This is a genomic window from Acidiphilium multivorum AIU301, from assembly GCF_000202835.1.
GTDB lineage: Bacteria > Pseudomonadota > Alphaproteobacteria > Acetobacterales > Acetobacteraceae > Acidiphilium > Acidiphilium multivorum.
This window is the reverse complement of record NC_015186.1, coordinates 1,801,623-1,821,336: the sequence shown is the minus strand read 5'-3', so window position 1 is coordinate 1,821,336 and position 19,714 is coordinate 1,801,623. Positions and strand designations below refer to the sequence as shown.

The window sequence follows — 19,714 nt, the reverse complement described above, 5'->3', positions numbered from 1 at the left end:
GGCCTCAGGCGTTTTCCGGCGCGATCGGCACCGGGCGATGGCTCGGCGAGCCGAACAGGCTGGGTTTCGCGGCACTGCCGGAGCAGCCGTTGCCGAAGCTGAAGCCGCAGCCGCCGCGCAGGTCGAACGCGTTCTCGCCGGCTTCGCGATGCGTCGAGGGGATGACGAAGCGGTCTTCGTAGTTCGCGATCGCCATCAGCTGGTACATCGCCTCGATCTCGGCGGCGGTGAGGCCGACGCGGGCGGCGATGCTTTCGTCGATCACGCCGTCGACCGTCTTCGCGCGCATGTAGGCGCGCATGGCGAGCATGCGCTCCAGCGCCTGGGCGACCGGCGCCTCGTCGCCGGCGGTCAGCAGATTGGCAAGGTAGCGCAGCGGAATTCGCAGGCTGCGGATATCGGGCATGCCGTCGCGCTCGGCGATCGCGCCGGCATTCGCCGCGGCGGTGATGGGCGAGAGCGGCGGGACGTACCAGACCATCGGCAGGGTGCGGTATTCGGGATGCAGGGGGAAGGCGACCTTCCATTCCATCGCCAGTTTCCACACCGGCGAGCGGCGGGCGGCGATGAGCCAGTTTTCCGGCACGCCGTCGGCGCGGGCCTGGCGGATCACCTCCGGGTCGTTCGGGTCGAGGAAGATCGAGAGCTGGCTTTCATAAAGGTCCTTCTCGTCGGGCGCGCTGGCGGCGGCCTCGATCCGGTCGGCGTCGTAGAGCACGACGCCGAGATTGCGGATGCGGCCGACGCAGGTTTCCGAGCAGACCGTGGGCTCGCCGGCCTCGATGCGCGGGTAGCAGAAGATGCACTTCTCGGATTTGCCGGACTTCCAGTTGTAGTAGATTTTCTTGTAGGGGCAGCCGGAGACGCACATGCGCCAGCCGCGGCACTTGTCCTGGTCGATCAGCACGATGCCGTCCTCGTCGCGCTTGTAGATCGCTCCCGAGGGACAGGCGGCGACGCAGGCCGGATTGAGGCAGTGCTCGCACAGGCGCGGCAGGTACATCATGAAGGTGTTCTCGAACTGGCCGTAGATTTCCTTCTGGATGCCTTCGAAATTGTAGTCGGCGCTGCGCTTCTCGAACTCGCCGCCGAGGATCTCCTCCCAGTTCGGGCCGCGCTCGATCTTCTCGATCGGCGCGCCGCTGATCAGCGAGCGGGGCTTCGCCGTGGGCGTCGCCTCCATTTCGGGCGCGGAATAAAGATGCTCGTAATCGAAGGTGAAGGGCTCGTAGTAGTCGTCGATCTCGGGCAGGTCGGGGTTGGCGAAGATGTTGGCCAGCACGCGCCATTTCGCGCCGATGCGCGGCTGGATCGTGCCGTCCGCCAGGCGGCGCCAGCCGCCGTTCCAGCGCTTCTGGTTTTCCCATTCGCGCGGGAAGCCGACGCCGGGCTTCGTTTCGACATTGTTGAACCAGGCGTATTCGACGCCCTCGCGCGAGGTCCAGACATTCTTGCAGGTGACGGAGCAGGTGTGGCAGCCGATGCACTTGTCGAGGTTGAGAACCATCGCCACCTGGGCACGGATTTTCATTACACGGTCTCCTTCGCGGCGGCATCGAGCGGGCGGTCGAGCCAGTCGACATGGTCGAGGCGGCGGACGATGACGAACTCGTCGCGGTTGGAGCCGACGGTGCCGTAATAGTTGAACCCGTAGGCGAGCTGGCCGTAGCCGCCGATCATGTGCGTCGGCTTCGGCACCGTGCGGGTGACGGAATTGTGGATGCCGCCGCGCTGGCCGGTGAGCGGCGAGCCGGGGGTGTTCACCGTCTTGTCCTGCGCGTGGTACATCAGCGTCATGCCCTGCGGCACGCGCTGGGAGACCACGGCGCGGGCGACGAGCGCGCCGTTCGCGTTATAGGCCTCGATCCAGTCGTTGTCGGCGATGCCTGCGGCTTTCGCGTCGACCTCGCTGATCCAGACCACTGGGCCGCCGCGGTTGAGCGTCAGCATCAGCAGGTTGTCGGTATAGGTGCTGTGGATGCCCCATTTCTGGTGCGGGGTGATGAAGTTCAGCACGAGATCCTTGCCGTCGGCCGCGCGGGCCTTGATCATCGGTGCGATGCTGCGGGTGTCGATCGGCGGGCGCCAGACGCAGAGCGCCTCGCCGAAGGCGCGCATCCAGAGATGGTCCTGGTAGAGTTGCTGGCGGCCCGTCAGGGTGCGCCAGGGGATCAGCTCGTGGACGTTGGTATAGCCGGCGTTGTAGCTGACGTGCTCGCTTTCGAGGCCGGACCAGATCGGCGAGGAGATGATCTTGCGCGGCTGGGCCTGGATGTCGCGGTAGCGGATCTTTTCGTCCTCGCGGGCGATGGCGAGATGGGCGTGTTCGCGCCCGGTGGTCGCGGCCAGCGCGTCCCACGCCTTGACGGCGACGGCGCCGTTGGTTTCCGGGGCGAGGGCCATGATGGTTTCGGCGGCGTCGATATCGGTTTCGATGCGCGGGCGGCCGGCGGCGGGGCCGTGCGCGACGGTGCCGTTCAGCTTGCCGAGGAATTCGATTTCCTCCCGCGTGTTCCAGCCGATTCCCTTGCCGCCGTTGCCGAGCCGGTCGAGCAGCGGGCCGAGCGCGCTGAAGGCGGCGCTGACATTCGGGTAGTCGCGCTCGACGACGCTGACCTGCGGGAGGTTGACGCCGGGGACCGGCTTCGTTCCCTCCTGCGTCCAGTCATCGACGCCGAGGGGCTGGGCGAGCTCGCCGGGCGAGTCGTGCATCAGCGGGGTCAGCACGACGTCGCGCTCGCGGCCGAGCACCTCGGGGGCGATGCGCGAGAAGGTTTCGGCGATGCCCTTGTAGATGTCCCAGTCGCTGCGGGCTTCCCAGGCCGGCTCGACCGCCGCGGAGAGCGGGTGGATGAAGGGGTGCATGTCCGAGGTGTTGAGGTCGTTCTTCTCGTACCAGGTGGCGGTGGGCAGCACGATGTCGGAATGCAGCGCGGTGGTGGACATGCGGAAATCCAGCGTCACCAGCAGGTCGAGTTTGCCCTCCGGCGCTTCGTCGTGCCAGGCGACGTCGCGCGGTTTCGCCCCGCCGCGGGCGCCGAGATCGGCGCCCTGCACGCCGTGCGAGGTGCCGAGCAGGTGCCTGAGGAAATATTCGTGCCCCTTGCCCGAGGCGCCGAGCAGGTTGGAGCGCCAGACGAAGAGGTTGCGCGGCCAGTTGTCCGGATGGTCGGGGTCCTCGGCGGCGAAGTGCAGTTCGCCCTTCGCCAGACGGTCGGCGACGTAGTCGGCGGGCGCGAGCCCGGCCTCGTCGGCGGCGGCGGCGAGGCGGAGCGGATTGGCCGAGAGCTGCGGCGCGCTGGGCAGCCAGCCGAGGCGCTCGGCGCGGAGATTGTAGTCGATCAGCGCGCCGGACCAGTCGCCCTTCGGGGCGGTGGGCGAGAGCAGGTCGGCGATGTCGAGCGTTTCGTAGCGCCACTGGTCGGTATGGGCGTAGAAGAACGAGGTGCCGTTCATCTGCCGCGGCGGGCGCGACCAGTCGAGCGCGAAGGCGAGCGGCAGCCAGCCGGTCTGCGGGCGGAGCTTTTCCTGGCCGACATAATGCGACCAGCCGCCGCCGGACTGGCCGATGCAGCCGCAGAGCACCAGGAGATTGATGATCGCCCGGTAGCTCATGTCCATGTGATACCAGTGGTTCAGCCCGGCGCCGAGAATGACCATCGACTTGCCGTGGGTCTTCGCGGCGTTCTGCGCGAAGCCGCGCGCGACCTCGATGACATGGCCGCGCGGCACGCCGGTGATGCGCTCCTGCCAGGCGGGGGTGAAGGGGACGTCGTCGTCATAGCCGGCGGCGACGTTGGCGCCGCCGAAGCCGCGGTCGATGCCGTAATTGGCGGCGAGCAGGTCGAAGACGGTGGCGACGAGGATTTCGCCCTCCGCCCCCTCGATCCGGCGGACGGGCAGGCGGCGGAGCAGGATGTCGGGGTGGTCGGTGCCGGCGACATGGGCGTGGCCCTTGCCGCCGAAATAGGGGAAGGCGACATCCTCGAACCCGTCGGCGGCGGCGGCGACGGACAGGGCGAGGCGGACCTCGCTGCCGTCGGCGGCCTTTTCCTCGAGATTCCAGCGCCCCTGCTCGCCCCAGCGGAAGCCGAGCGAGCCGTGCGGGGCGACGAGGCGGCCGGTGGTCTCGTCGAAGGCGAGCGTCTTCCATTCGGGGTTGTTCGATTCGCCCAGCGCGCCGGCGAGATCGGAGGCGCGGAGCAGGCGCTCGGGGACCAGCGCGCCATCCTGCCGGACGAGGCGGACGAGGAAGGGCATGTCGGAATAGCGGCGGCAGTAATCGGTGAAATAGGGGTCGGGATTGTCGATGTGGAATTCGCGCAGCACGACATGGCCGAGGGCGAGGCCGAGGGCGGCGTCGGTGCCCTGCTTGGGGTGCAGCCAGAGATCGGCGAATTTCGAGGCCTCGCTGTAGTCGGGCGAGACGACGACGCTCTTGGTGCCGCGATAGCGGGACTCGGTGTAGAAATGCGCGTCCGGCGTGCGGGTCTGCGGCACGTTGGAGCCCCAGAGGATCAGGTAGCCGGCGTTGAACCAGTCGGCACTCTCCGGCACGTCGGTCTGCTCGCCCCAGGTCTGCGGCGAGGCGGGCGGCAGGTCGCAATACCAGTCGTAGAAGCTGAGATTGACGCCGCCGATCAGCGAGAGATAGCGCGAGCCGGCGGCGTAGGAGACCATCGACATCGCCGGGATCGGCGAGAAGCCGAAGATGCGGTCCGGCCCGTGGCGGCGGATGGTGTAGGCGTTGGCGGCGGCGATGATCTCGTTCGCCTCGTCCCAGGGGACGCGGACGAAGCCGCCCTTGCCGCGCACCTTCTGGATGGCGCGCCGCTTCTCGGGGTCGTTCATGATCGCGGCCCAGGCGGCGACGGGCGTCATCATCCGCCGTGCGGCGCGCCAGTAGCGGATGAGGCGGCCGCGCACCATCGGGTGCTTCAGCCGGTTGCCGCTGTAGAGATACCACGAATAGCTGGCGCCGCGCTGGCAGCCGCGCGGCTCGTGGTTCGGCATGTCCGGCCGGGTGCGGGGATAGTCGGTCTGCTGGGTTTCCCAGGTGACGATGCCGCCCTTGACGTAGATTTTCCAGGAGCACGAGCCGGTGCAGTTCACGCCATGGGTGGAGCGGACGATGCGGTCGTGCTGCCAGCGGCCGCGATAGGCCTCTTCCCAGCTCCGGTCTTCCCGCGTGGTGATGCCGTGACCGCCGGCGAAGGGCTCGGGCTTGCGGCGGAAGAAGGTCAGCCGGTCGAGGAAATGACTCATGTGCGGGATCCGTCCGTGATGCGATCTGACGGAAACGTTACCCGAAAGGGTCAATGGCGGATTTGATTTCGATCAAATAGATTGTTGATGGCATCCGAAACTCGGCGTAATCCGGCGAAACGATCTACCGGAGGTTGCCTGAAGATGTCCGCCACCATGCACATGACCGATGACGCGGGCACGCCGGAGCTCGTGGCGCTGCTGCGCGATTCGCGGCTGTTCCCGGGCCTCGACGAGGCGGCTTGCCGGCGACTCGCGGCCCCGGCGATGACGATGCTGGTCGCGCGGCGGACGCGGATTTTCGAGCAGGGCGAGATGCCGGGGGCGCAGGTGATCGTGAGCGGGGGCCGCGTGCACCTGACCGCCTCGGCCGGCGGGCGGGCGGAGATGCTGGTGGAGACGGTGCGGGCGCCGGACCTGCTGCTGCCGGCGGCGGTGCTGGAGGATTCGCCCTATCTGCTGCGCGCGGTGGCGGCGACGGAGTGCCGGCTGGTGCTGGTGCCGGCGGTGACGTTCCGCGCCGTGGCGGCGGCGGAGCCGGCGGTGGCGCAGGCGGTGATCGCCTGCCTCGCGCGGCAGTTCCGGCGGATGACGCGGCAGGTGAAGATGCTCAAGCTGCGGACGACGACGCAGCGACTCGCCGCCTGGCTGCTGGCGCTGCGGCCGGCGGACGGGGGCGGGACGATCGAGCTGCCCTACGACAAGGGGATGATCGCCGCCGAACTCGGGATGACGCGGGAGAGCCTGTCGCGGGCCTTCGCGGCGCTGAGCGGCGAGGTGCTGACGGTGGAGGGCGCGCGGGTGCGGGTGCGCGACTGGGCGGGGCTGGAGGCGGTCTGCCCGCGCGATCCGCTGATCGACGATTGAACGCGGCGCGGCGCCGAACGGAATAGGGGGATGGTGCCGCTCTCTCACGGCAGTCACCGAGTTGCCGACGACATTTTTCGGCGGCGGGCGCGGTCCCCGTGCATTTTGCACGGCCTGTAGCGTGCTGGTTACCAGCCAGCAGATGCACGCATCTAGGCGTTTTGATGCATAAGTGGAACATATCGGGCAAAAGTTAAGAAACCCTTTCCATTTTCCGTCCGAGCCGAAATAATTCCCGAATCGCATCAATCCGGCGCCGGGCGGCGGCGGGGCAAACGCTCGACGCGGCGGCGCGGGGTTGATAAGCCCCGGGGCGCGAAGGAGGCGGCGAGTCGGACATGACGGTGGCGATCGAGATGGGGATGACGGCCGGCCAGGCGCCGGCGATGCTCGACCTTGAGGAACTTCTGGCGACGCGGCTGCTGGTCCAGGGCAATTCCGGGTCGGGCAAGTCCCATCTGCTGCGCCGGCTGCTGGAGCAGAGCGCCGCCTGGGTGCAGCAGACGATCGTCGATCCGGAGGGGGATTTCGTCACCCTCGCGGAGCGGTTCGGGCATCTCGTGATCGATGCCGAGGCGCATGCCGAGGCGGCGCTGCAACTGGCCGGCGAGCGGGCGCGGGTGCATCGCGTCTCCACCGTGCTGAACCTCGAGGGACTCGACGCCGAGAACCAGATGCGCCGCGCCGCCGCCTTTCTCGGCGGGCTGTTTGAGGTGCCGCGCGACCACTGGTACCCGATGCTGGTGGTGGTGGACGAGGCGCAGCTTTTCGCCCCCGCCGTCGCCGGCGAGGTGTCGGACGAGGCGCGCAAGCTCTCGCTGGGGGCGATGACCAACCTGATGTGCCGCGGCCGCAAGCGCGGGCTCGCCGGCATCATCGCCACCCAGCGCCTCGCCAAGCTGGCCAAGAACGTCGCCGCCGAGGCCTCGAACTTCCTGATGGGGCGCACCTTCCTCGATATCGACATGGCGCGCGCCGCCGACCTGCTCGGCATGGAGCGGCGGCAGGCGGAGGCGTTCCGCGACCTGGAGCGGGGGCATTTCATCGCGCTCGGCCCGGCGCTGTCGCGCCGGCCGCTCTCCCTCCGGATCGGCCCGACCGAGACCGAGGCGCGGCATGTGACGCCGCGGCTGACGCCGCTGCCGGAGGCGGCGATCGCCGATGCGCAGACCGTGATCCTCGCCCCGCCGCCGCCCGAGGCATCGCGCCCGCCGCGCCGCGCCCCGGCGCCGCCGCCGCCCGACCTGCTGAGCCAGCTGATGGCGGCGCGGCCGGCCGTGGAGGACAGCCGGGCCGAGGTGCCGCCGCCGCAGAGCCCGGAGGAACAGGCGGCGCGGCAGGCGCGGCTGGAGCGCATCCTCGCCGAGATCCTCGCCGACCCGGAGGCGGGGTTCCGGCCGGTCGGCGTGCTGTATCAGGATTTCCTGGTGCGCTGCCGGATCGAGGCGCTCGGCGCGGCCGCACCCGACCTTGCCGCCTTCCGGCGGATGCTGACCCGGGCGCGGGCCGGGATCAGTGCGGCGATGGCCGAGGATGCGGCGTGGCAGGACGTGCTGGGCCGCGCCGCGATCCTGCCCGAGGACATGCAGGGGATTTTCCTGATGCTCGCCCGCGCCGCGCGGGACGGGCTGCCCTGCCCGGGCGACCCGGCGATCGCGCGGGCCTACGGCACGCGCTCGCTCGGCCGGGCGCGGCGGCTGCTCGCCTATATGGAGGAGCAGGGGCTGATCGTCTGCCAGCTCGACGGGGCGGGGCGGCGCATCGTCACCCTGGTGGAACTCGCCTGGGCGACGGCGCCGGGGCTGACCGACGCCGAGGACAGGCTGCCCGTCTGATTTCGACCCGTCTGAGTCCGTCGCGTCCGATGCCGGTCCGGATTACGAGAAGCCGACCACCGCGTGCGGCACGTAGGGGGCTTCGAGCCGGGCGATCTCCTCGGCGCCGAGGGTGACGCCGATCGCCTCGATCGCGTCCTCCAGATGGGCGAGCTTGGTGGCGCCGACGATGGGCGCGGTGACGCCGGGGCGCGAGAGCACCCAGGCGAGGGCGACCTGGGCGCGCTTGAGGCCGCGTTCGGCGGCGATCGCGGCGACGGCCTCGACCACCTTGCGGTCGGCCGCCTCGGTGGCGGCGTAGAGGGTCTTGCCGAATTCGTCGGTCTCGGCGCGGGCGGTGGCGTCGTCCCAGTCGCGGGTGAGGCGGCCGCGGGCGAGCGGGCTCCACGGGATCACGCCGACGCCGGCGGCGCGGCAGAGCGGCAGCATCTCGCGCTCCTCCTCGCGATAGAGCAGGTTGAGGTAGTTCTGCATCGAGACGAAGCGCGTCCAGCCGTGGCGCTCGGCGGTGGCCAGCGCGGTGGCGAATTGCCAGGCGAACATCGAGGAGGCGCCGATATAGCGGGCCTTGCCCGCCTTCACCACGTCGTGCAGCGCCTCCAGCGTTTCCTCGATCGGCGTCGAATAGTCCCAGCGGTGGATCTGGTAGAGATCGACATGGTCGGTGCCGAGGCGGCGGAGGCTGTTGTCGATCTCGGTCATGATCGCCCGGCGGGACAGGCCGGCGCCGTTCGGGCCGGGGCGCATGCGGCCGTTGACCTTGGTCGCGATCACCACCTCGTCGCGCCGCGCGTAGTCGCGCAGGGCGCGGCCGACGATTTCCTCGCTGGTGCCGTCGGAATAGACATTGGCGGTGTCGAAGAAGTTGATGCCGGCTTCGAGCGCGCGGCGGATGATCGGGCGGCTGCTCGCCTCGTCGAGCGTCCAGGCGTGGTTGCCGCGATCGGGCACGCCGAAGCTCATGCAGCCGAGGCAGATGCGCGAGACCTCGAGGCCGGTGGCGCCGAGTTTCGTGTATTCCATCAGGGACCTCCGAACGGTTCAGCCCGTGGCGGGCGAGGCGCGGAGGTTAGCCGGGGCGCGCGGCCCCGGCCAGAGCGCGGGCGATCACGCGAGGGCGAGCATCGAGAGCCATTGCGCGACCAGGGCCGGCTTCGGCTGGTCCTCGATCTCCACCGTCACGTCATGCGTCAGCAGGAGGCGCCGCTCGCCCTTCTCGGCGAGACCGGCGAGGGCGAAACGGCCGCGGATGCGCGACCCGGCGCGGACCGGGGCGAGGAAGCGCAGGCTGTTCATCCCGTAATTCACCGACATCGCCACCCCCGCGAGCCTCGGCAGCGTGTCGTACGCCATGCGGCTGAGCAGCGAGAGGGTGAGGAAGCCGTGCGCGATGGTCCCGCCGAACGGGGTTTCGCGGGCGCGTTCGGGATCGACATGGATGAACTGGTCATCGTCCGTCACCTCGGCGAAGGCGTCGATCCGCGCCTGGCCGACCTCGATCCAGTCCGAACAGCCGACCTCGGTGCCGACCAGGGCGCGATAGTCGGCGAGGGTGAGCGCCGGGGCGCTCACAGAACCTCGAACAGGCCGGCAGCGCCCATGCCGCCGCCGACGCACATCGTCACCACCACATGGCGCGCGCCGCGGCGCTTGCCCTCGATCAGCGCGTGGCCGACCATGCGGGCGCCGGACATGCCGTAGGGATGGCCGATCGAGATCGAGCCGCCATCGACGTTGAGCAGTTCGTCCGGCAGGCCGAGACGGTCGCGGCAATAGAGCACCTGCACGGCGAAGGCCTCGTTCAGCTCCCACAGGCCGATATCGCCGACGCCGAGGCCGAAGCGCGAGAGCAGCTTGGGCACCGCGAAGACCGGGCCGATGCCCATCTCGTCCGGCTCGGTGCCGGCGACGGCCATGCCGACATAGCGGCCGAGCGGCTGCAGGCCGCGCTTCTCGGCGAGTTTCGCCTCCATCACCACGCAGGCCGAGGCGCCGTCCGAGAGCTGGCTGGCATTGCCGGCGGTGATGCAGCCGCCCTCGCGCACCGGCTTGAGCCCGGCGAGGCCCTCGGCGGTGGTGTCGGGCCGGTTGCCCTCGTCGGCGGCGAGGGTGACGGTCTGCTGGCTGGTGGCGCCGGTGGCGCGGTCCGTCACCGTCTTGGTCGCGGTGACGGGGATGATCTCGGCATCGAACCGGCCGGCCTGCTGGGCGCTGGCGGTGCGAAGCTGCGATTGCAGGGCGTAGGCGTCCTGCGCCTCGCGCGAGACGTTGTAGCGCTTCGCCACCACCTCGGCGGTGTCGATCATCGGCATGTAGGTGTCGGCGTGCAGGGCGAGGAGTTCGGGATCGCGATCGACCCGCATCGCCTCGGTCTGCACCGTGGAGATCGATTCGACGCCGCCGGCCAGCACCACGTCCATCCGGTCGACGATGACCTGCTTCGCCGCGGTGGCGATGGTCATCAGGCCGGAGGAGCATTGCCGGTCCATCGTCATGCCCGGCACGGTGACGGGCAGGCCGGCGCGGAGCGCGGCGGTGCGGCCGATCGTGTGCTGCCCGCCCTGGGGCAGGGCGCTGCCGATCAGGCAGTCGTCGATCTCGGCGGGGTCGATCCCGGCGCGGCGCACCGCCTCGCGCAGCGCGTGGGCGGCGAGGGTGGGGGCGGGGGTGGCGTTGAAGGCGCCGCGATAGGCGCGGCCGATCGGGGTTCTGGCGGTCGAGACGATCACGGCGTCACGCATGTCTGTTCGCTCCTCTGGCGGAAAAAGGGATGGGGCGGCCTCAGGGTTCGGCCGTCTCCACCGGGTTGGCGGCGACGAGCCCGCCATCGACGGTGAGCACCTGGCCGACGACATAATCGCCGGCGCGGCTGGCAAGATAGATCGCGGCACCCGCCATGTCCTCGGCGCGGCCGATGCGGCGGGCGGGAATCGCGGCGGCGACCCTGTCGCCCCGGTCGCGGGCGGCGCGGTTCATCTCGGAGGGGAACGCGCCGGGGGCGATGGCGCTGGCGACGATGTTGTCGTGGATCAGCCGCGCCGCCATCCGCCGCATCAGGTGATGGATCGCCGCTTTCGAGGCCTGGTAGCTGTAGGTCTCCCAGGCGTTGACGCGCAGCCCGTCGATCGAGCCGACGCAGATCACCTTGGCCGGGCGGTCGGGCCGCGCCGCCGCCTTCAGCGCGCCGTGCAGCGCCTGGGTGAGGAAGAACGGCGCCTTCACGTTGACGTCGAACACCTTGTCCCAGCCATGTTCGGGGAAGCTGTCGAACGGCGCGCCCCAGGCGGCACCGGCGTTGTTCACCAGGATGTCGAGCGCCGGCTCGCGTTCGGCGATGGTCGCGGCCAGCGCGCGCGCGCCCTCGACGGTCGAGATATCGGCCGGCACGGCGATGCAGTCGGGGCCGAGTTCGGCGGCGGCCGCGTGGCACTGCTCCGCCTTGCGCGCCGAGATGTAGACCCGCGCGCCCTGGGCGAGGAAGCCCTCGGCGATCATCCGGCCGATGCCGCGCGAGCCGCCGGTGACGAGGGCGACGCGGCCCTGTAGCGAAAACAGCGATGCCGGATCGATCATGCCGGTCCTCCCTTATGGTTCCGGGCCGCGAAGCGGCGCTTCTCTCTGTTCAGCTAAGCCAGGCGGGCCCGGCTGGCAAGCCGGTTTTGGATGAGCGTACGGTTTTTCCGGGCGGATCGCCCCGGCGATCGCGGCGGCGAAATCCTCCCGCGCCAGCGCGAGCAGCGCCGTGTCCGCCCCGGTGGCGGCGGCGCGGATCAGCTTGCCGACGAAGACGGCCTGCACCGCGAGCGGGCCGGCGGGGTGCGGCGGTGCGGCGGCCATCGCCGCCAGCCGCCGGCGCCAGGCGCCGTGCTGGTCGCGCAGCGTGGCCGCGATGGCCGCGCGCAGCGCCACGCTCTCGCCGGGCGCCTGGGCGGCGCGGAGAAACACGGCGTAATGGCCGAGCGCCTCGCGCGCATGTTCCAGCACCTCGCGAAACCAGATCGCCGTGGTGAGATCGACGAGCCGCATCTCGTCGATCTCGGCGGGGTCGATCGCGCCGAAGCCCGCGCGGTAGCGCGCCTTCGCCCGGTCGAACAGCGCCACCTGCGCAGTGGCGAGCAGGGCGCCGATCGCCGGGAAGTAATAGGCCGGGCCGCTGCGGGCGAGGCCGGCGCGCTCGGCGATGGCGGCCCAGCTCACCGCCCCCGCGCCGGACTCGACGAGAATGTCGATCGTCGCCTGCACGATCCGCGCCCGGGTCTCGCGCTGGCGCGCAGTGGCCGGTCCGGCCGCGTCGTCCGGCGCGGGGGCGGGCGGGCCGAGTTGCGCGGGGTCGAGCCGGCCCTCGATGAGGTCGCGCGCCGCCTCCTGGTCGAGGCCGAGCGGGTGGAGCAGGAAGGTGAGGCCGATGGCGCGGTCGATTGTGGCGCGGGCGGCGCGGCGGTCGAGCCCGAAGCCGAGATTCTCGCCGATGGCGTGCCAGATGTCGTCGAGCCTGGCGTACCAGTCCTGCGCGAGGCGCCGCCCCTCGGCGCCGCGCCCGCCATGCAGGATGAGTTCGCACCAGGCGAGCGAGCGTGTCCGCTCGCGGCCGAGCGCGTTGAGCACGACGCGGGTGACGAGATCGTCGATCCGCGCAAGCCCGGTCGCCTCCCCGGCGCTGACACGGCGTTCGAGCCGGGCGAAGGCATCGAGATAGCCGCTCATCAGATGGCGGGAGGCGCTGGCGATGAGGTCGGTTTTGGAATCGAAATGATATGTCGTCGCCGCGAGACTCACGCCGGCCGCGGCGGCCACCGCCCGATGGGTCAGGCCGGCGACGCCACCTTCGGCAAGAACGCTGACGGCACCCTCGTGAATCCGGTGCCGCGTGCGCAGGCTGCGGTCCTGCACCATGCGCCGCCGCCGCGCGCGCTAGAGGGCGAACAGGGCGGCGGGGGCGTCGAGGCTGGTGGTCTCGAGCGTCGCGCAGAGGGCGAGGCGGGCGATCCCAAGCGGCAGTTCATGCGCCATGAAATAACGGCATGTCAGTATCTTGCCCTCGTGAAAGAGCCTGTCCGGCGCTGGGGGATTGCCTTCCAGCGCGGTGGCCGCGACCAGCGCCTGCCACAGCCAGAGCCAGCCGATGACGACATGGCCGAACGCATCGAGAAACACCGTGGCATTGGCGAGGCGGCGCGGCAGGTCGGCGCAGGCGAGCAGGGTATCGGCGGTGACGCCGAGCTGGTCGAGTGCCGCCACGAGGCGGGCGGCCTCGTTCGCGAGGGCCGGCTGCCGGGCGGCGGTGGCGGCGGTCTCGCGCATCTGTGCGGCGAAGCGGCGCAGCGCATCGCCCTTGTCGCCGCCGAGCTTGCGGCCCACGAGGTCGATGCCCTGGATGCCGAACGTGCCTTCGTGAATGTGGTTCAGCCGGTTGTCGCGATAGAGCCGCTCCAGCGGATAGTCCCGCGTGTAGCCATAGCCGCCGAGAATCTGCATCGCCCATTTGTTGGCCTCGAGGCAATGCTCCGAGGGCCATGATTTCACCACCGGCGTGAGCAGCCCGAGCAGGGCGCCGAGCCAGGCTTTCTCATCCGCGTCCGTGGCGATTTCCTGGCGGTCGACGAGCTGCGCGGCATAGAGGCAGAGCGCCTGCGCGCCCTCCACCGCCGCCTTCTGGGCCAGCAGCATGCGGCGGATATCGGCGTGCTCGACGATCGGCACCGGCGGGGCGGACGGGTCCTTCTGCCCGGCCCTGCGGCCTTGCGTGCGGGTGCGGGCGTAGTCCGCCGAATGGCGATAGCCGGCGAGGGCGGACATGGTCGCGGCATGGCCGACGCCGATGCGCGCCTCGTTCATCATCTGGAACATGTATTCGAGGCCGCGATGCGGCGCGCCGATCAGATGGCCGATCGTCTCGCCGCTCTCGCCGAAATTGAGCAGGCAGTTGGTGGTGCCGCGCTGGCCCATCTTGTGGTTCAGCCCGGCGAGGGCGATGTTGTTGCTCTCGCCGACGGCGCCGCTTTCATCGACGCGGCGCTTGGGCACGAGAAACAGCGAGATGCCGCGGGTGCCGGCCGGCGCGCCGGCGATGCGCGCCAGCACCATGTGGACGATGTTCTCCGATATTTCCTGATCCCCGCCCGAAATCCACATCTTGCTGCCGCGGAGCGAAAACGTGCCATCGGCGCGCGGGGTGGCGGTGGTGGTGATGTCGGCGAGGGACGATCCGGCCTGGGGTTCGGAAAGGCACATCGTGCCGAACCAGCGCCCCTCCAGCATCGGCGGCAGGAAGCGGCGGCGCAGCGGCTCGGAGCCGAAGGCGGCGAGCAGGTTGGCGGCGCCGACGGTGAGGAAGGCGTAATTGGCGACGGCGGTGTTCGCACAGGTGAAGATGCCGCTCGCCGCCGTGTGCAGCACCCGTGGCGCCTGCAGCCCGCCATGCTCCTGCGCGAAGGGCAGGGCGAAGAATCCCGCCTCGGCGCAGGCGCGCAGGGCGTGGCCGGTGCCCTCCGGCATCTCCACCCGTCCGCCGACGAAGCGCGGCTCGTTGGCGTCCACCTCGGCGGCGATGGGCAGGAAATGGTCCTCGGCGATCTGCTGCGCGGTGTCGAGCATCTGGGTGCAGGCGTCGCGGTCGAAGGCGGCGAAATGCGGATGGCGGAGCAGCTCCTCCATGCCGAGCAGGTCGAAGAGGATGAAGTCGAGGTCGCGGCGGTCGACGATCATGGACATGGCGGTGGCTCCCGGATGCGGGGCGCAGGATACCGGGGCGGAGCGGCGCTGTCGATCCGGAATTGAACGGTTGTACGGTTTTCGGGCGGCGCGGCGGGGCGGCGGGCGGCGCTGTCTTGCCGCCGTCACAAATCATGGCGGGTTTGTCCTCCGATGCCCTTGCCGCGGGCGCGAACTCGGTCTAATAGGGCGCTCACGCACGGTGGGGCCATAGCTCAGTTGGGAGAGCGCCTGAATGGCATTCAGGAGGTCGTCGGTTCGATTCCGATTGGCTCCACCAGCGTTTTCCAGGACATGAACGACGTTTCGCGGATGCCGTGGCGGCATGGCCGGTCGCGCGGTTGCGTGCGGCCCTGATCGGCCGGCATCCGTGCAAGTCGCACCGGGGCCCTGGCCGACCCGATCGGGTCAGCTGCTCAATTCGCCTGGCACGGGAGCGAGGAAGGGCGGGCTGCGGCGGCTGAGGCGCACCGCCAGCCGGTCGACATGGCGCTCGAACAGGACCGCGACCGGCAGGGTGACCGCGAGGCCGGCGATGAGCGCGGCCAGGCAGCCCGGCACGGCGCCGGACCGTGGCGCGATCAGGTTGAACACGCCGCACCCGATGGTCGCCATGACCGGGAAATGCACCAGGTAAAGGCTGAACGAGATGCGGCCGAGGAACTGCGGCAGGCGGCGTTCCAGCAGGTGCTGCGCGCGCGGCAGGTGCAGCACGCCGAGGAAGATCAGGATCGCGCCGACCTGGTTGGAGAAGTGAAACGGATCCGGCGGGTGCTGGTGGCGCAGCAGGCTGTGCAGCAGCAGGATCGGCGCCGGCGGGATCAGGCGGCAGAGCAGGATGCCGGCGGCCAAGGCGAGGATCGCGAGGCCCTGGCGCAGGCGCCCGGGTGACGGCCGGCGCAGGCCGGCAAGCGCGTAGCCGAGGGCGAAGAGGAACCACTGGCTCGCCCCGAGCCAGTGGGCGAGGGCGGCGATGACGTAGGGCAGCAGCGCGCGCCGGCGCCGCTCGACATAGCTGAGGCCGAGGCAGAGCACCGATCCGGACAGTTCGACATTGAGAGTCCAGGTCGGCGGATCGAAGGCGTGCAGGAGATCCGGCATGGGGATGAGGTGGCGGAGGAACGGAAAGCCGTTCGCCCCGGCATAGCCGGTGAGGACGCTGTTCAGGATGGCGTCGCGAAGGACGGGACCGGGGGCGGGCGGGGTCGCGAGCAGGATGCCCAGCCAGTGCGTCGAGCCCGAGAGGGCGGCGGTATGGAGATGCGCCTGGTCGTCCAGTGTAGCGCGACAATCAGGATGAGAAGCGCGGCGATCAGGATGAGAAAGTGATCGCGACCTCGGAACGTTAATCGGATTGGTTTGATGCTGGCAAGCGTGTTTCGGCGACTTGATTGTCGTGGAGCGACAATCTGATGTTTTCGTTGATTGTCGCGCGTGTGGGTGGGCGTCCTGGTCCGGCTCGTCGTTGGATGGCGGTTTTGCGGCGATAGCTTTCGACGTTCATCTCGAAGATGGTGGCGTGGTGGACGAGGCGGTCGACGGCGGCGAGTGTCATGGCGGGATCTGGGAAGACCTTGCCCCACTCACCGAAGGGCTGGTTGGCGGTGATCATCAGGGAGCGACGCTCGTAGCGTGCGCTGATGAGTTCGAAGAGAACCGAGGTTTCGGCCTGATCCTTGGTGACGTAAGCGAGGTCGTCGAGGATCAGCAGGTGGAATTTGTCGAGCTTGGCGATGGTGGCCTCGAGGGCGAGTTCACGACGTGCGATCTGGAGCTTCTGGACGAGGTCGGAGGTGCGGGTGAACAGCACGCGCCAGCCATTCTCGACGAGGGCGAGGCCGATGGCTGCGGCGAGATGGGACTTTCCTCCGCCGGGTGGGCCGAAGGCGAGGAGATTGGCGCCGGTCTCGAGCCATCCGTCGCCGGAGCAGAGGGCGAGGATCTGGGCCTTGGAGATCATCGGCACGGCCTCGAAGGTGAAGGTGGCGATGGTCTTTCCGGGCGGCAGCCTGGCTTCGAGGAGGTGGCGCTCGATGCGCCTGCGGTCGCGCTCGGCGACCTCGTGCTCGGCGAGCGTGGCGAGGAGGCGTGCGGCGGGCCATGCTTCCTTGTCGGCGCGGGCGGCGAAGTCGGGCCAGACCTGCTTGATGGCGGGGAGCCTGAGCTCGTTGAGCAGCAGGGTAAGGCGCTGGGCGTCGACGGTGCGTGCGGTCTCGCTCATGCGGCTGCTCCCTGGAGCAGGATGTCATAGCTGGCGAGCGGCATGGTCGGGATGGTGAGTGCGGGCAGGCTGGCAGGATCGGGTGCGAAGCGCTGGCGGATGGCCTTGAGGTCGGGCTGACGGCCGGCTTTGATATCGGCGGCGAGGACGCTGGCGAGTTCAGCCTCGCAGGCGCGCTCATGGGCGATGGCGAGGAGTTCGACCATGATCCTGCACGCGTCCCTGGGCGGTGTCTGCTCGAGCAGGTGCTCGAAGGTCCGGCGATAGGCATCGCGCGGGAAGAGCTGGTGGCGATAGACGAGATTGAGCAGCGCCATCGGCTTGCGGCGCAGGCTGTGGATGACGTGGCGGTAGTCGACGACGTGGCCGTGCCTGCCATCCGGTTGTGGCCGGCCGCGGGGGAGTGTCATCAGCGGGGTGGCGGCGAGGAACAGCTCGAGCCGGTTGTCATAGAGGCGGACGCGGAGCCGCTGGCCGATCAGGCGGGAGGGGACGGTGTAGAAGACCTTCCTGAGGGTGAAGCCGCCGGAGGAGGTGACGGTGACGACGGTCTCCTCGTAATCGGCGGTGCGCTGATCGGGGAGTTTCTGCAGGGCGGCGCGCTCGGCGTCGATGCGCTCGGCGTGGCGCCGGTTCTGGCGGCCGACGATCTCGGCGATGAAGCGGCGATAGGCTTCGAGGTCGACGAAGACTGTGCTGCCACGCAGGAGAAGGGCGTCGCGGACCGCGCGCTTGAGATGGCCGTGGGGGCTTTCGATGGCGCCGTTCTCATGAGCGACACCGCGATTGTTGCGCGACGGGGTCATGCCGTAATGGGTGCAGAGCGCGTCATATCGGCGGGTCAGGTCGGCGACGTTCTCGGCGGTGAGGTTGCGGAAGGCGGCGGAGAGGCTGTCGCTGCGATGTTCGCGCGGGGCGCCGCCCAGAAGCCAGAGGGCGTTCTGCAGCCCCTCGGCGAGGGCGACGTAGCTCTCGCCGCCCAGGATGACATGGGCGTGCTCGAAGCCGGACCAGACCAGGCGGAAGTGATAGAGCCGGTGGTCGAGCGGGGCGCCGGCGACGATGATGCCGAGCTCGTTCATGTCGGTGAAGTCGGACAGGCCCATCGCGCCCGGCTCATGGGTCTGGCGAAAGATGACCTCCTGCTCCGGCCCGTGCAGCGCGCGCCAGGTGCGGATACGCCGCTCGAGCGTCCGCCGGACACCCGGGGCGAGATCGGGATGCCGCCGGCACATCTCCTCGAAGATCGCCACGGCCCTGAGGCCGGGCGCGGCTTCCAGCAGCGGCACCACCTCAGCGTCGAAGATCGTCGCCAGCGGATCCGGGCGGCGCCGGCCGCGCGGCGGCTTCGGCGATGACGGTAAGTGCCGCTCCTGCTCGAGCCGGTAGCCCGCGGCCGTGCTGAAGCCGGCCTTGGCGGCCGCCAGGGCAACGCCGTCTGTCTGTCGATATCTCATGAAAAGCCTCTTCTGGTGGTCGTTGATGTGGCGGCCGGGCACGAAGGTCTCCCCGTTGTGACGAGGTATCCTCCGCGGCCCAGACGGCCGCGACCACGGCGGCGCCCTGGCAAGGACGCCGCCCGGCTGGGGAGGCACCGGCTCCGGGCTACGCCCTCCGCCGGTGCCTCCCCAGCCGCATTCTCATCCTGATTGACGCTGGATTCTCAAGTTGATTGTCGCGCGATAGTCCAGCGACAGCAACGCGCCGGCGAACAGCACGGCCGCGGAAGCGGGCAGGCCGAGGCGCACAAGGCGGCGCCAGAGGCCGGAGGCGAAACCGTCGATCCGGGCGAAGGCCCGCCGCAGCACGTAACCGCTGAGCAGGAAGAAGATATACACGGCGCTGTAGCCGTTGATCAGGAACACGGCGGGAGAGCGGGCGATGGCGGCCTGCCAGCCATGGGAGGCCAGGAGGTCGGCGGGACCCAGGCCGGCCATCGCAAGGACCGGCAGAAACGCGCTCACGTAGTGCAGAAAGACGACCTGGAGGGCGGCAAGGCCGCGCAGACCGTCAAGGAAAGCCACCCGTTCGGATTTCAGTGTCCGCTCCATCGAATTTATCAATGAATCGGAGATTCCATTATTGAATTTTGTTGTCAATTTGAAAATAAATATATTAGTGAGAGTGCATAAATACTTCAAAACGTATTTATGACTTTAGAATAAAAGTATTTTTTTAAATTATTCTGTAATATTAGAATGGTGCATGGTTCGACCGCGTTGATGCCGGCAGGTTGCGGGAGTCGGATCTGCTCTGGATGTCCGATCCGGTGCGGCAGGATGGAGCGCGATCGCCGGCCGCCGGCATGATCCGTCCCGCACGGCATCCCGTCGCGGCATTGAAACGATAATCAAACGGCATTGGATTCATCGAGGCGCCGCCGGCATTTTTCAGGAGCCGCACGCGGCGCCACGGATCGGCGGTTGCGGGAGACGGCGGGGACGATCCGCTTCGCGGATCCGACAAGGAGGACACCATGAAGACACTCATTCTGCTCGGCGCCCTTGCTCTGGCCGGGACGGGCACGGCATTCGCGCAACAGGGCAACGCGGGCACGCGCCTGACGCCGCAGCAGGCGACGACGATGAAGGCGGACCTGACCCAGGCGCAGGCGCTGGTCGCCAAGATCAACCGGAGTTACCACACCGACTTCGCCATCGCGCCGAAGATGGAGCACGAGGCGATGATGCACATGGCGCGCGCCGAGATGGAAATGGCGAAGGCGATCATGGACCTGCAGATCAACTTCAACCCGAGCCCGCTCGGCGGTTTTTCGGGCGGCAACTGACCGGCCGGCCCTGGCACAAGAAAGGCC

The 19,714-nt window shown here is 69.3% G+C and carries 15 protein-coding genes and 1 tRNA gene; 4 read left to right on the top strand and 12 right to left on the bottom strand.

All coding sequences use genetic code 11. The features are described 5' to 3' along the window. Window positions 1-4: 4 nt before the first annotated feature. A complete protein-coding gene (gene narH, locus ACMV_RS08110) occupies window positions 5-1,531 on the bottom strand; it encodes a nitrate reductase subunit beta (protein ID WP_013640095.1) in 1,527 nt (508 codons plus the stop codon). Beyond that, a complete protein-coding gene (locus ACMV_RS08105) occupies window positions 1,531-5,265 on the bottom strand; it encodes a nitrate reductase subunit alpha (protein WP_013640094.1) in 3,735 nt (1,244 codons plus the stop codon). The genes narH and ACMV_RS08105 overlap by 1 nt, the downstream gene beginning before the upstream one ends. A gap of 144 nt (window positions 5,266-5,409) precedes the next feature. Between ACMV_RS08105 and ACMV_RS08100 the strand changes: the two genes are divergently transcribed. Continuing rightward, a complete protein-coding gene (locus tag ACMV_RS08100) occupies window positions 5,410-6,132 on the top strand; it encodes a helix-turn-helix domain-containing protein (RefSeq protein ID WP_007423946.1) in 723 nt (240 codons plus the stop codon). A gap of 338 nt (window positions 6,133-6,470) precedes the next feature. Beyond that, window positions 6,471-7,967, top strand: coding sequence for an ATP-binding protein (locus ACMV_RS08095; RefSeq protein ID WP_013640093.1), 1,497 nt, complete (start codon window positions 6,471-6,473; stop codon window positions 7,965-7,967). A gap of 42 nt (window positions 7,968-8,009) precedes the next feature. Here the strand turns inward: ACMV_RS08095 and ACMV_RS08090 are convergent, their stop codons facing one another. The 6 genes from ACMV_RS08090 to ACMV_RS08065 all read right to left on the bottom strand — a co-directional run bounded on the left by ACMV_RS08090 (window position 8,010) and on the right by ACMV_RS08065 (window position 14,678). Then, complete coding sequence (locus tag ACMV_RS08090) at window positions 8,010-8,990, bottom strand: aldo/keto reductase (RefSeq protein WP_013640092.1); 981 nt, start codon at window positions 8,988-8,990, stop codon at window positions 8,010-8,012. 84 nt (window positions 8,991-9,074) lie between these two features. Next, entirely contained in the window at window positions 9,075-9,539 is a 465-nt protein-coding gene (locus ACMV_RS08085) for a MaoC family dehydratase (protein ID WP_013640091.1), read from the bottom strand. Beyond that, window positions 9,536-10,708 (bottom strand): acetyl-CoA C-acyltransferase, encoded by a 1,173-nt coding sequence (locus tag ACMV_RS08080; protein ID WP_007423901.1) that lies wholly within the window; start codon window positions 10,706-10,708, stop codon window positions 9,536-9,538. The genes ACMV_RS08085 and ACMV_RS08080 overlap by 4 nt, the downstream gene beginning before the upstream one ends. 40 nt (window positions 10,709-10,748) lie before the next feature. After that, the gene (locus ACMV_RS08075) at window positions 10,749-11,540 is read right to left on the bottom strand and encodes an SDR family oxidoreductase (protein WP_011942344.1); all 792 of its coding nucleotides are present in this window, start codon (window positions 11,538-11,540) and stop codon (window positions 10,749-10,751) included. A 12-nt stretch (window positions 11,541-11,552) separates the two neighbouring features. Continuing rightward, complete coding sequence (locus ACMV_RS08070) at window positions 11,553-12,860, bottom strand: TetR family transcriptional regulator (protein WP_011942343.1); 1,308 nt, start codon at window positions 12,858-12,860, stop codon at window positions 11,553-11,555. 18 nt (window positions 12,861-12,878) lie between these two features. Continuing rightward, on the bottom strand, window positions 12,879-14,678 hold the full coding sequence (locus ACMV_RS08065; RefSeq protein ID WP_013640090.1) for an acyl-CoA dehydrogenase: 1,800 nt from the start codon (window positions 14,676-14,678) through the stop codon (window positions 12,879-12,881). 204 nt (window positions 14,679-14,882) lie between these two features. On the opposite strand from ACMV_RS08065, the gene ACMV_RS08060 reads away from it, so the two are divergent. Then, window positions 14,883-14,958 (top strand) — tRNA-Ala (locus ACMV_RS08060). A gap of 128 nt (window positions 14,959-15,086) precedes the next feature. On the opposite strand, the gene ACMV_RS08055 is transcribed toward ACMV_RS08060, so the two are convergent. The 4 genes from ACMV_RS08055 to ACMV_RS08040 form a co-directional block, all read right to left on the bottom strand. After that, window positions 15,087-15,845, bottom strand: coding sequence for an acyltransferase family protein (locus ACMV_RS08055; RefSeq protein ID WP_331429017.1), 759 nt, complete (start codon window positions 15,843-15,845; stop codon window positions 15,087-15,089). 178 nt (window positions 15,846-16,023) lie between these two features. Next, entirely contained in the window at window positions 16,024-16,899 is an 876-nt protein-coding gene (gene istB / locus ACMV_RS08050; RefSeq protein WP_013640088.1) for an IS21-like element helper ATPase IstB, read from the bottom strand. Continuing rightward, window positions 16,896-18,398, bottom strand: coding sequence for an IS21 family transposase (gene istA, locus ACMV_RS08045; protein WP_013640087.1), 1,503 nt, complete (start codon window positions 18,396-18,398; stop codon window positions 16,896-16,898). The genes istB and istA overlap by 4 nt, the downstream gene beginning before the upstream one ends. 141 nt (window positions 18,399-18,539) lie before the next feature. After that, the gene (locus ACMV_RS08040) at window positions 18,540-18,950 is read right to left on the bottom strand and encodes an acyltransferase family protein (protein ID WP_013640086.1); all 411 of its coding nucleotides are present in this window, start codon (window positions 18,948-18,950) and stop codon (window positions 18,540-18,542) included. A gap of 425 nt (window positions 18,951-19,375) precedes the next feature. Here ACMV_RS08040 and ACMV_RS08030 point away from each other — a divergent pair, with 425 nt between their 5' ends. Continuing rightward, a complete protein-coding gene (locus tag ACMV_RS08030) occupies window positions 19,376-19,687 on the top strand; it encodes a hypothetical protein (RefSeq protein WP_007422215.1) in 312 nt (103 codons plus the stop codon). Window positions 19,688-19,714 lie beyond the last annotated feature (27 nt).